Here is an 11,985-nt window from a genome sequence, read left to right as displayed (position 1 = left end):
AGATAACAAGCGGGGGCGCAGCCTCGCACCGCTTGGTACCGATCAGATCTATTGCCCAGCTTTCTCTAGCGCAGGCCGGATCGTGCTTTCGATAACGCGTTGGGTGATTGGGCCAGCAAAGCGCAGGATGATCGTACCCTCGCCATCAATGACGTAGGTCTCAGGCACACCGTAAACGCCCCAGTCCAACCCCATTCGTCCTTGCTCATCGCGCCCAATGCCGGTGTAAGGGTCGCCCAGTTCGGTCAGAAACGCCTCAGCGTTGCCCAACTTGTCTTTGTAGTTAATCCCGTAAACCGGAATGCCCTCTGCAGAGAGTGCCTCAAGGTTTGGATGTTCAGCGCGGCAGGGTGCACACCAGCTGGCCCAGTAGTTGACCAGTTTGACTTCACCATCGCGGAGGGTCGCATCATCGAACGATGTCTTGCCCGGAAACTCAGTCAGGACGACCGGCGGTGCCGGTTGACCCTCACGCGCCGAAGGCAGTGCGTTGGGGTCATCGCGAAACATACCGATGCCAGCCAGCACAGCGAATGCGGCAAAGATCAGTGGCGGCGCGATCATCAGAGGCGAAACTTTAGCCATTGCGCGTCATCCTTTGTTCGACCTTCTCCATCTCGGCCCTGACCTTGCGTCCTCGGGCAATGCTGAACACGATCAACAGCACAAGCAACGAGATCGAAGCCGCATAAGACCACAAAACCGTATCTGCATATTTTCCAAGATCCGGAATCATCCGCTCACCCTTTCACGTGCCAGCAGCGCTTTGATCCGTCGGGCGCGAATTTCAGTACCAGTACGATACAGGACGAGCGCGATGAACAGCAGAACAAACCCGATGATGCACAACAGCAGCGGGTAGAAATAAATGTTGCTGACTTTTTCTTCGGTATCTGTGCCTGTGATCGCCGCCGCACGCATCACCGACGCACCTTGATGCAGGCCCTGGTTCCAAAAGTTCACCGCGTAACGGCTTAGGATCGCAAAGACCGACCCGACGAGACACAGAACAGACGTCAGATCAGCTGCCGTATCGGGGTCTTCGATCGCCTCCCACAGCGCAACGTACCCCAGATAGAACAGGAACAAGATCAGAAATGATGTCAGGCGCGGATCCCATTCCCACCAAGTGCCCCACATGGGTTGACCCCAGATCGCCCCGGTAACCAAAGCGATCAGTGTCATGACGATGCCAATGGGCGCTGCTGCGCGGGCAGCCAGTGCGCTGACATGATGTCTGCGAACCAACCAAACCAAGGACGTCGCAAGCATCATTAGCCAACAGTTGATTGCCATCAACGCGGCCGGCACATGCAGGTAAATAATCTTAACGGTCGAACCCTGCTTGTAGTCATCTGGTGTGAAGAAGAAACCCCAGACCAGTCCGACAACAATACACGCAAGAGAAGTCACCCAGAAAAACGGCATTACCCGCTCACTGGTTGCAAGGAACTTGCGTGGGTTGGCGTATTCCCAGAGGGCGTTGGCTTTGGCTGCGATAGACATGGGCCTTATCTAGTCCGAGTCGGGTTCGTTCTCAATTGACATCGGTCAAAGTTTGACCGCGTCACCGAAGGTTGATGCGCAGAACAGCGGCGCTGGCAAAGGGTAGCAAGGCGATTGTGGCCGCCGTTATACCCGCGAGCATCAGTAGAGGGGTTTGTGTCTCCATCCCCGTGGCACCGCGTCGCGCGACCTCGGCACCGAAAATCAGCGTCGGCACGTACAGTGGCAAAACGAGCAAAGACAAAAGCAACCCTCCGCGTTTCAGGCCAACGGTCAAGGCGGCACCGAAAGTGCCAATAACGCTCATCGCGGGGGTTCCGACCAGCAACGAGATCACCAGCCAGAAAAAACCTGGCACCGGCAGATTCAGCAACACGCCCAGAAAAGGAGCAGCCAGCACCAGCGGCAACCCGGTCGTGATCCAATGAGCAAGGGCCTTGATCGAAACTACCGATTCCAGCGGCAGTGGTGCTGTCGCCAACAGATCAAGCGAGCCATCTTCCCAATCCAGAGCCAACAGGCGATCCAGCGACAGCAGACAGGCCAGAAGCGCACCCAGCCAAAGAACGCCCGGCGCAATCGTTGACAATAGCGAAGATTGAGGGCCCACCGAAAACGGGACCAGAACGGTCACGATCAGGAAAAACGCCAAACCAAGACCGAACCCTCCGCCCGCACGGAAGGCCAGTTTCAGGTCACGCAGTAGCAAAGCGATCACAAGAAGCCTCCGTCGAAGTCGTCGATAGGTTTCGGTTTGGCCTTGTTGGGCCCCACGTCCAGAACCTCACCATCCAAACCAAGATCGATATGGGTGGCGATCAAGGCCGAACCGCCCTGCCCCAGATGCGCGCGCACGGCATCGGCGAACATCTGAACTGCGTTGCGGTCTAGCGACACAGTCGGTTCGTCCAGCATCCAAATCGGCCGACCGGTCACCAACATCCGCGCCAAACCCAATCGTCGCTTCTGCCCCGCCGACAGGTTGCCCGCGTGGCGATCGGACAACTCGTTTAGTGCAAAGGCGTCCAAAGCAGGTTGAATATCATTTGTGCCGAAAACCGAGGCCCAAAAGGTAAGGTTCTCAACCACCGTCAGCGTCGGCTTCAGTCCATCGGAATGTGAGGCGTAAGCGATTTGATCTTCTGCCCCTTCGATCTCTCCGGTCAGGGGCGGTTGCAATCCCGCAAGCGTCCTCAGCAAGGTGGTCTTGCCGATACCGTTCGGCCCGCGCAAGATCAGTGCCTTGCCCGGTTGCAGCTCAAAGCTCAGCCCCTCAAGAACAGGAACGCCACCACGGGCGATGGCCAGATCAGTCACAGTCAGTGTCATGAGTTCCGCTTATCTCATTGCCGTCAGAGGCAAAAGGTGAGATTTGCCGCAGGCTCTGTAACCAGATCAGACCGGCAATAGCGCCAGCGCAACACGCCGCCCTTCGGACAACAGCACGTTGTACGTGCGGCAAGCCGCCGGAGAGTTCATAATCTCGACGCCAATACCAGCACCTTCAAGTGTAGTACGCAGATCGCTCGGGATATGCGTCAGCGCCTCTCCGGTACCAATAAAGAGAACATCAACGGTATCAGAGAGCGCAAGTAGAGGCGCGTCGTCCGTGTACCCACCCCATTCTAAGGTTCCCGTCGGCCCAGTCAGGACTGACCCCTCGAAAACCTTCCCGCCAATTCGGAAAAAACCGGGGCCATAGCCGTCGACCGGAACTGCATTGTTATAGCTGATCTCATTCAAGCGCATGGCGTCTTCTAGCCCCAAAGAGGCAGTCCCGACAAGGCCGCAAGAGCAATCGCCAGGTAGGCCGCAGCACGATAGAGCTTTTCGCGCTTGGGCCGGAACAACCATCCCCCCAGCCGATTGCCAGCAAGGTTCGGGACAGCCAGAACCAAACCAAGCATTGCTGCGGAAAATGTCACCCGCCCCATCCCCGTAAGGTATCCAAGGATAAGAAAGTCGAAGACAAACAGGAACAACAAGATAGTCGCCCGGATCACTTCAACCGGCAGTGAACGCGACATGTAAAACAGGATAACAGCTGGCCCGGGCAACCCAGCGCCCCCCCCAAGGAAGCCTGCGGCCCCGCCTATACCCGCAACCATCGTTCGGGTGACAACCCCATTGTACCGAACCCCCATTATCAGCACAGCGAGCATGAAAAAGGCCAAAAGGCTGACCGCATAGCGAAACACTTCGGGTTCAACTTTTGTAAGAACCCATAACCCTACGGGCAGCAACAGGGCACATCCCGTCACCAGCCTTACCAGATCACTCCGATCCACCACGCGCCATGCTCCGCGCAGGTTTGGCAGCGGCCCGAAAATATCCATGATCGTTAGGCCGATCAGTGCTCCGAACGGTCCAAGATAAGGTGTGGAAATTGGGAGAAAGATAAGAGCGGTCCCAAAGCCGGAAAAACCGCGTACGACACCACCCAAAAAGGCGGCGAATAGAATTATGGCCAGCCCCGTGGGGGACTGGCCAAAGAACTCAGGCGTCGATGTTGGCAAACTGATTGCCCGCCGTATTCGACGGCTTAGACCAGTCGCGTTTAACACCCAGCCACAGCAGAATTGTCGAGGCCACGAAGACCGAAGAATATGTTCCCACGATCACACCCCAGATCATCGCAAAGACAAATCCGCGGATCACGTCGCCGCCCAGCACATACAGCGAGATCAACGCCAGAAGCGTCGTGACCGAGGTCATCACCGTCCGGCTGAGCGTCTCGTTGATCGAGATGTTCAGAACCTCTTTCAGCTCTTTCTTCTTGTACTTACGCAGGTTCTCACGAACCCGGTCAAACACAACAACGGTATCGTTCAACGAGTAGCCAACAATGGTTAGCAACGCTGCAATAATCGCCAGATCAAAGCGGATCTGCAGTTCCGAAAAGATGCCTATGGTCAAGATCACGTCGTGCACCAAAGCGGCCACAGCGCCCAGCGCGAACTGCCATTCGAAGCGCAGCCAGATGTAGACCAACACCGCCCCGATAGCGAGCATCACCGCGATCACGGCGGTCTGGATCAACTCGCCCGACACTTTGGGACCAACGGATTCGACCGAGACAAATTCGATATCCGGCACGGAAACCTTCAGCGCCTCTTCCACTGCGGTGACCGTGGCGGCCGAGACCGCCTCGGCATCGGCCTGCGCCTGAATACGGATCATGGCGACGTTTTCGTCTTCGCCAAAGGTTGGGTCAAAGATTTCGGTGATCGTAACATCGCCCAGCTCAAGTGGAGCAATGGCATCACGATAGGCACCAATATCGATTTCCTGCGCGGATTGGGTCCGGATAGTGGTCCCGCCGCGGAAGTCGATGCCAAAGTTCAGCCCTTGCAGCATGAATGAGGTGAACGCAATCACCATCATCAAAGCCGAAATGCCCAGCCACAATTTCCAACGAGTGAAGAAATCGAACGAGGTGTTTTGGGGTACGAGTTTCAGTCTCATGTCAAACCTCGATCGTTTTCGGACGGCGGCGTTCGAACCACATCACCACCATCAGACGCGTCACGAAGATCGCGGTGAAGGCTGAGGTCAGAATACCCAGACCCAGCGTAATCGCGAAACCGCGCACCGGTCCGCTGCCCATTGCAAACAGGATCACGGCGGTGATGAAGGTGGTCACGTTGGCGTCGACAATAGCCGATAGCGCCTTTTCATAACCCAGCTCGATTGCGCGCGCCGGACCTTTGGCTGATTTCAGTTCCTCACGGATACGCTCAAAGATCAGCACGTTGGCGTCCACCGCCATACCAACCGTCAGAACGATACCCGCGATACCCGGCAAGGTCAGCGTCGCCCCAATCAAGGACAGCAGGCCAAACAACAAGCCGACGTTGATGATCAGTGCGATATTCGCGAACACACCGAACAGGCCGTAGCTAAGCGCCATGAAGCTCAGAACCGCGACAAAGGCCACCATTGTCGCAATCTTACCTGCGTCGATGCTGTCCTGCCCTAGCTCAGGACCAATGGTGCGTTCTTCCAGAAACTCCAACTCTGCAGGTAGAGCACCAGCGCGCAGCAGAACGGCCAGATTGGTGCTTTCTTCAACAGTGAAGTTTCCGGTGATGATCCCGGACCCACCGGCAATATGCGCCTGAATCACTGGCGCCGAGATCACCTCGTCATCCAGCACGATTGCGAAGGGCGCGCCAATGTTGTCTCGGGTATAGTCACCGAACTTACGGGCGCCCGATGTATTGAACCGGAAGCTGACCGCAGGACGGCCGTTCTGGTCGAACGACGGCTGCGCGTCCACCAGTTCCTCGCCGGTTACGACAGGGGCGGACTCGATGATGTAAAACACACCATTTTCGTCGATCGAAGGGACAACCTCTTGCCCGAAGTTCGGCGTAACATCCGGGTCAGTGCCGCGCCCAACAACCGGATTGAAGGTCAGCTGCGCCGTGGTACCGATGAGATCTTTCAGCTCACCTGCGCTGCCGATACCCGGCACCTGAATAAGAATACGGTTTGCACCCTGACGCTGAATAGTCGGCTCACGGGTCCCCACCTCGTCAATCCGGCGGCGAATGATTTCCAGCGACTGACGCACTGTACGGTCGTCAGAGGCCAGTTTCTCTGCCTCGGAAAGCTGTACGATGAGCGTGTCGCCCTCTGCGCTTACCACGATATCGGTGGCCCCCACCCCAGTCAGCGTCTGCACCTGACGGGCAAGGCCACGCACAACCTCAAGCGCACGGGACATGCCTTCGGGCTGGCTTATGCGAACACGAATCTCGTCCGGGGCTGATTCCTGCTCTCGGATTGTGCCGACCGTGGCACGCTCGCCCCGCAATGCATCGCGGATTTCGGGCCACATCGCCTCCATGCGGGATTCGTAGACATCTTCGACCTTAACTTCGGCCAGCAGATGAGCTCCACCACGCAGATCGAGGCCAAGATTGACCAGCGATGACGGCAGCCAATTCGGCCACTGCCCCGCTTGGGTCTGAAGCTCTGGGGTGTCGATGCCAAGCTCGATCTCGGCCTTGGCATCGTTGGATTGCTCGACGCGCGTATAGAACGCATTCGGCAGGGCCATGAGCAGGCCGATCACGCAGACCGACCAGATCAGAACCCGCTTCCAGGTATCAATTTGCAGCATTACCCTGCCTTTTCAAGGAATTGTCGCGCGAAGTTACTTCGCAGGTTCAGTCTTGTTCAAAACCTGTGCAATGGTCGATTTGACCACGCGAACCTTGACGTTCTCAGCGAGTTCAACCTCGATCTCGTTCTCGCCTTCCTTGACCTTCGAAACTTTGCCGATCAGACCACCTTGGGTGACGACCTGATCGCCCCGGCGCACGGCCTCGACCATGGCCTGATGTTCCTTCATCTTCTTCTGCTGCGGGCGGATCAGCAGAAAATACATGATCGCAAAGATTAGGATCAGTGGGAGAAACTGGGCGATTGCGCCACCTTCCATGGGATATTCCTTTTGGTTTGGAGCTGCGGAGGGGCTCCGCAAATTTGGCGAGAACCTATGCCTTGAACCGGCTGTTTGCAAGCAAAGGCGGCACCGGATTGTGCAAGCTTGCTTCTGGAAGCGTTAAGGATGTTCAGAAGCGTTGCAGATATGTCCTAGGAACGAGCGCTGTCTTGGATATAGTCAGGGGAAAGGAGGACGAATGACGAGAAACTTCAATCCCTTCCAGCTGTTGATGCATCTGTTGCTAACGGCTGTAGTCATCGTTCTTCTATCTGGACCAAGCGCGGCGCAGGAAGCACCCGCCGCACCAGCAGAGGTTCAAGAAAGCGACACGGACGTATTCAAAGCCCCTGTGATCGTAGACGGGGACACGCTGTTCTTCTTGCGCGGCTCCAGCGCCCTTCCGGCCTCGGAGCGGGCCGAACGCGTTCAGAACAGCATTATCGAAGTTGCCGAAGCATCCGACCGACCCAACGTCGAAATCGCCTTTGAGGAAACTGAGCTGGGTACGCGCATCAGAGCTGATGGCGTCCTCATATCAATCGTAACGGTGGCCGATGCCGAGTTGGACCAGATGGAGCTGGATGTTCTCGCCCTTCTGCACGGTGACGCTATCAAAGAGGCAATCGTATCTTACCGGGCCAACCGCACCGAACAGGCACGGGTGTCCGGCGCCATCGAGGCCGCAGCTTGGACGTTGGGTTTTGTTGCTTTCGTCGTGGCCATCCTATGGATCCACCGGCGTATTCGCCGCCGTACGCTCAAATTCGTGAAACGTCAGCTTAAGGATGTAGAAACCGCTACTGCCAAAAGCGTTCAGGCCGAGGCGATTGCCGCTTTGGTGAGGTACGGACTGAATTTCGCTCTGCTGGTGATCTTTTTTCTTGGCTTCTACTACTACCTTTCTTTCGTCCTGCTCGCCTTTGCCGAAACCCGCTACTTCGCACAGCTGCTACTGACCTACCTGACCGAGCCGGTCCTGCTGATCTTTAAGGGTATTCTGAGTTATATACCGAACTTGATCATGCTGGCCCTGATCGCGTGGGTCACGATGTACATCATCAAAGGTATGCGGGTGTTCTTCGACGCGGTTGAGGCAGGATCATTCGATCTAGGCGATTTCGAAAAGCACTGGGTCAGCCCAACATTCAACATCGCACGCGTGATCGTCATTTTGATCGCGCTGGTCTTTGCCGTGCCTTACATTCCGGGGTCGGACTCGGCGGCCTTTCAGGGACTAACTATTCTGGTCGGTGCGATGCTGTCGCTGGGTGCAAACTCGGTTGTATCAAACATGCTGGCTGGCCTGTTTGTGATCTATCGCCGTTCGACGTCGATCGGTGACCGTATCCAAATCGGAGATCACATCGGCGACGTGGTGCAGATCAAGCTGATGGAAACGCACCTGAAGTCGATCAAGAATGAACTAATCTCGATCCCGAATGCGCAGTTGATGAACTCGGACGTCGTGAATTTCTCAAAGAAAACCGACGGCAGCGGTCTGCTGTTACATACAACCGTTGGCATTGGCTACGAAGAGCCGCCCGAGAAGGTAGAAGCCATGCTGGTCGAAGCCGCCAACCGAACCAAGGGGATCAAGGCCAAACCCGAGCCGTTTGTCTTGTGGACGGCTTTGGCGGACTACGCGATCAATTACCAGATCAATGGATTCACCACGCGCGGTAGTATCATCCCCAAGATCCGTTCTGACCTGCATCGCAATATCGTGGCGGTATTCAACGAAAATCACGTGCAGATCATGACACCCTCGTACATGGCCGATCCCCCTGAACCCAAGATCCCGGTCGAAGAATGGGACGGGCATTTGGCACATGAATCGCACGAGGTCTCCGATAAGTCGTAACCGGTGCTACACCCCGCCTTTCAGATGGTGCATAAGCGGTTCCAGTGATTCACACATTTAAGGATCTGAACCATGCACGACATCCGCGCCATTCGCGAAAATCCAGCCGCCTTCGACGCCGCACTTGCGCGCCGTGGGGACGCGCCGGTGTCGTCAGACCTGCTGAGGCTGGACGAAAGCCGTCGGGCGAAAATTCTGGCCGCCGAAACTGCGCAGGCTGAACAGAACAAAGCGTCTAAAGAAGTGGGCGCTGCCAAGGGACGCGGTGACGAAGCAGAGTTCGAGCGCCTCCGCGCGCTGGTGGCCGAAAAAAAGGCCGAAGTCGCCCGTATGCAGAACGAGGCCAAAGACCTCGACGCCTTGCTGGCCGACCAGCTGATCCGCATCGCCAATCTGCCAGCCGAAGATGTGCCCAAAGGCAAAGACGAAAACGACAATGTCGAAGTCAACCGCTGGGGTACACCGCGTGAGCTGGACTTTGCGCCGAAGGAGCACTTCGAAATCGAAGCCGTCAAAACCGGGATGGATTTCGAAACCGCAGCGAAACTCTCCGGCTCGCGTTTCGTATTGCTGTCTGGTGGTGTCGCACGCATTCACCGTGCATTGGCGCAGTTCATGCTGGACACGCACGTCAACGAGAACGAACTTACTGAGGTGAATGGGCCTGTTCTGGTTCTCTCCGAGATGATGCAAGGCACCGGTCAATTACCGAAATTCGGCGAAGACAGCTATCAAACCCGCGAAGGTTGGTGGTTGATTCCGACATCCGAAGTCTCGCTCACCAACATGGTCAATGACACCCTGACCGAGGAAGAGATCCTGCCCCGCCGTTACACCGCGCATTCGCTGTGCTTCCGTTCCGAGGCTGGCTCTGCGGGCAAGGACACTCGCGGGATGCTGCGGCAGCACCAGTTTGAAAAGGTCGAGATGGTCTCGATCACTCATCCGGACAAGTCGGATGATGAACAAAAGCGCATGCTGCGTTGCGCCGAGGGTATTCTGGAAAAGCTGGGCATCCCCTATCGCACGGTGATCCTGTGCACTGGCGACATGGGGTTCGGCGCCCGCCGCACATTTGATATTGAGGCGTGGTTGCCCGGTCAGGACACCTATCGCGAGATCAGTTCGGTTTCGACGTGTGGTGATTTTCAGGCGCGCCGGATGAACGCGCGTTTCCGTCCCGAAGGAGGCGGTAAACCCGAATACGTGCATACTCTGAACGGCTCGGGCTTGGCGGTAGGACGCTGCTTGATTGCTGTTCTCGAGAATGGACAAAACGCCGATGGTACTGTGACACTGCCCGAAGTTCTGGCGCCTTATCTGGGCGGCAAGCTGACGCTGCAACTGGACGGCACACTGGCATAAAAAACCGGCGCACGCGCAACGCGGCACCGGTTCGAAAATCCGAAAGGCGGAGAAGGCTTACTTCTTCGCCTTTTTCTTATCTTTACTCTTATCTTTCTTTTTTTCTTTGCTTTTGTCTTTTTTCTTAACGTCTTTTTTCTTCTTATCGTCTTTCTTCTTTTCGACTTTTTTCTTGCCGTCCTTCTTGGACTTTTTGTCCTTTTTGGTCTTGGCCTTCACCTTGTCCTTGGCTTTTGAAAACACAGCCTCCATTTCCTGGAGCTTCTTGGCCGCCTTTTCAGCCTTAGCTTTGGCCTTGGCTTTCTTGCGCGCCTTTGCTTCGGCAGCTTCTGCCGCAGCTTTTTCTTCGGCCGCCTTTCGCGCGGCTTCCTCAGCACGTTTTTCCGCCGCTGCCGCCGCCACGGTCTTTCGAGCAGCTGGCCTACGGGGCGCTTTTTTCCTTGTCACTGGCTTTCTGGCAGGCGCACGACGAGCGGCTGGTTTTGCAGCTGCCGGTTTGGTTGCAATCGCTTCTTTCGCCGCCGCGATCAAAAGCGGCGCGCTTGCGGCGCCTATTCTGGGGACTTTGACCAGGTCTGCGGGGCTTGCCTTGGCGATGGCTTCTGCGGTTTTGAAGCCATTGGCGACCAGCGCTTGCCCTAGCGCCTCACCTACACCCTTAACGTCAGTCACTGCGGTCATTACGGTTCCTTTCTTTCTCCCCAACTCTTCGAACGTACGCGTGATACACGCGCCTGCAAACTTTGGATCGGCAGATCAGCCTTCAGATGTCACCCTGTACGGGCCAAGCTACCGTGTTGATCCTTTTTGGGAAATGGCACAAGGCGCTTTGCGTCCTCGTCCCACAGTTTCAGATTTAACGCCGCCACGGCCTCGGGGAATTTGATCCGGCGCGGCGTGAATTCCGGTGGTAAGTTATAATGGCAGGCACGCAGCCGATAGGATGGGATGCGAGCGTTGAAATGGTGAATGTCATGCAGCGTGATACAGGCGACTGCGTTATCAAACCACCAGCCGAAATCCAGAGCCGAAGACCCCTGCAGAGCAGCTATTTTGGGGTCCAGTTCAGGCCGACGATCCCAATAGGTGTCTTCAAAGTTGTGCTGCAGGTAAACAAGGAACACTCCCAGCATCCCACCCAGCAAAGAAAACACCAGCCAGACTAGAATGCCCGTGCTGCCTGCCGCCAAGTAAAGAAGGCCCAGGAAAACAACGATCGACAGGTTGTGTAGCAATACTCCCTTCACGCCGAACCGCATGGTGTTCTTGGGCCAGCGATAGCGGATGAAATAGGTGAACAACGCCCCCACCGGAACAAGTATGAAGGGATTGCGATACAGCCGGTAAAACAAACGGGTTTTCCAGTCTGCCTGGTTCCATTCCCGCAATGTCATTGTGTGGATTTCACCGGTCTCGCGATGCTCAAGATTACCGATACCCGCATGATGCAGGTTGTGGTTTTGCTTCATTACCTCGAACGGAGCGAACGTGAATGGGGACAGCCCATGCCCTGCCCATTCATTCTGCTGTCGCGTTTCAAAAAGAGAGTGGTGTCCGCAATCGTGCTGGAGTACGTAAAGGCGCACAGCAGAAAAGGCAAAGACGATCCCGGCCGGTATCATCACATACCACCGATCCACAAAAATGATCGCCAGCGCAAGCGATGTGAAATACACCGCAAAAGTTCCAAAATAGCTCAGTGCGGCCAACCTGTTGTCTTGCACCGCGTATTTTCGAGTATATTCCCTCAGATCCATCCAGTCCGCTCCCCACGATGGCCCGGTTCAATGTAGTTTCA

14 protein-coding genes are annotated in these 11,985 nt (G+C 56.1%); 2 read left to right on the top strand and 12 right to left on the bottom strand.

Annotation, left to right across the window (positions count from 1 at the left end; translation table 11 throughout):
• Positions 1–48 precede the first annotated feature (48 nt).
• The 10 genes from ACR0EO_RS00930 to yajC all read right to left on the bottom strand — a co-directional run bounded on the left by ACR0EO_RS00930 (position 49) and on the right by yajC (position 6,955).
• Positions 49–585, bottom strand: a complete 537-nt coding sequence (locus ACR0EO_RS00930) for a DsbE family thiol:disulfide interchange protein (protein WP_480686517.1) — start codon at positions 583–585, stop codon at positions 49–51.
• Positions 578–736 carry a heme exporter protein CcmD gene (gene ccmD, locus ACR0EO_RS00925; RefSeq protein ID WP_480686516.1) on the bottom strand — a complete coding sequence of 53 codons (159 nt, stop codon included), beginning with the start codon at positions 734–736 and terminating at the stop codon, positions 578–580. Before ccmD ends, ACR0EO_RS00930 begins: the two co-directional genes overlap by 8 nt.
• Entirely contained in the window at positions 733–1,506 is a 774-nt protein-coding gene (locus tag ACR0EO_RS00920) for a heme ABC transporter permease (protein WP_480686515.1), read from the bottom strand. The genes ccmD and ACR0EO_RS00920 overlap by 4 nt, the downstream gene beginning before the upstream one ends.
• Before the next feature lie 61 nt (positions 1,507–1,567).
• The gene (gene ccmB, locus ACR0EO_RS00915) at positions 1,568–2,224 is read right to left on the bottom strand and encodes a heme exporter protein CcmB (protein WP_480686514.1); all 657 of its coding nucleotides are present in this window, start codon (positions 2,222–2,224) and stop codon (positions 1,568–1,570) included.
• A complete protein-coding gene (gene ccmA / locus ACR0EO_RS00910; RefSeq protein WP_480686513.1) occupies positions 2,221–2,835 on the bottom strand; it encodes a heme ABC exporter ATP-binding protein CcmA in 615 nt (204 codons plus the stop codon). The genes ccmB and ccmA overlap by 4 nt, the downstream gene beginning before the upstream one ends.
• Positions 2,836–2,901: 66 nt before the next feature.
• Entirely contained in the window at positions 2,902–3,255 is a 354-nt protein-coding gene (locus tag ACR0EO_RS00905) for an Mth938-like domain-containing protein (protein ID WP_480686512.1), read from the bottom strand.
• Between the two features lie 8 nt (positions 3,256–3,263).
• Entirely contained in the window at positions 3,264–4,022 is a 759-nt protein-coding gene (locus ACR0EO_RS00900; RefSeq protein ID WP_480686511.1) for a TSUP family transporter, read from the bottom strand.
• Positions 4,003–4,971: a protein translocase subunit SecF gene (gene secF / locus ACR0EO_RS00895; protein WP_480686510.1), complete on the bottom strand. Its 969-nt coding sequence runs from the start codon at positions 4,969–4,971 to the stop codon at positions 4,003–4,005. Before secF ends, ACR0EO_RS00900 begins: the two co-directional genes overlap by 20 nt.
• A gap of 1 nt (position 4,972) precedes the next feature.
• A complete protein-coding gene (gene secD / locus ACR0EO_RS00890) occupies positions 4,973–6,634 on the bottom strand; it encodes a protein translocase subunit SecD (protein WP_480686509.1) in 1,662 nt (553 codons plus the stop codon).
• Between the two features lie 33 nt (positions 6,635–6,667).
• Positions 6,668–6,955 (bottom strand): preprotein translocase subunit YajC, encoded by a 288-nt coding sequence (yajC, locus tag ACR0EO_RS00885; protein WP_170325331.1) that lies wholly within the window; start codon positions 6,953–6,955, stop codon positions 6,668–6,670.
• A 202-nt stretch (positions 6,956–7,157) separates the two neighbouring features.
• Here yajC and ACR0EO_RS00880 point away from each other — a divergent pair, with 202 nt between their 5' ends.
• Positions 7,158–8,822, top strand: a complete 1,665-nt coding sequence (locus ACR0EO_RS00880; protein ID WP_480686508.1) for a mechanosensitive ion channel family protein — start codon at positions 7,158–7,160, stop codon at positions 8,820–8,822.
• Positions 8,823–8,894: 72 nt separating this feature from the next.
• A complete protein-coding gene (serS, locus tag ACR0EO_RS00875; RefSeq protein ID WP_480686507.1) occupies positions 8,895–10,187 on the top strand; it encodes a serine--tRNA ligase in 1,293 nt (430 codons plus the stop codon).
• A 57-nt stretch (positions 10,188–10,244) separates the two neighbouring features.
• Here the strand turns inward: serS and ACR0EO_RS00870 are convergent, their stop codons facing one another.
• Together ACR0EO_RS00870 and ACR0EO_RS00865 are read right to left on the bottom strand one after the other, a co-directional pair.
• Positions 10,245–10,868 carry a helix-hairpin-helix domain-containing protein gene (locus ACR0EO_RS00870; protein WP_480686506.1) on the bottom strand — a complete coding sequence of 208 codons (624 nt, stop codon included), beginning with the start codon at positions 10,866–10,868 and terminating at the stop codon, positions 10,245–10,247.
• A gap of 89 nt (positions 10,869–10,957) precedes the next feature.
• Complete coding sequence (locus ACR0EO_RS00865; protein WP_480686505.1) at positions 10,958–11,944, bottom strand: fatty acid desaturase; 987 nt, start codon at positions 11,942–11,944, stop codon at positions 10,958–10,960.
• Positions 11,945–11,985: the final 41 nt, after the last annotated feature.

This window comes from Ruegeria sp. BE9, from assembly GCF_056538765.1.
Note: the sequence above shows the minus strand (reverse complement) of the source record. Positions and strands in the feature narration are given on the sequence as shown.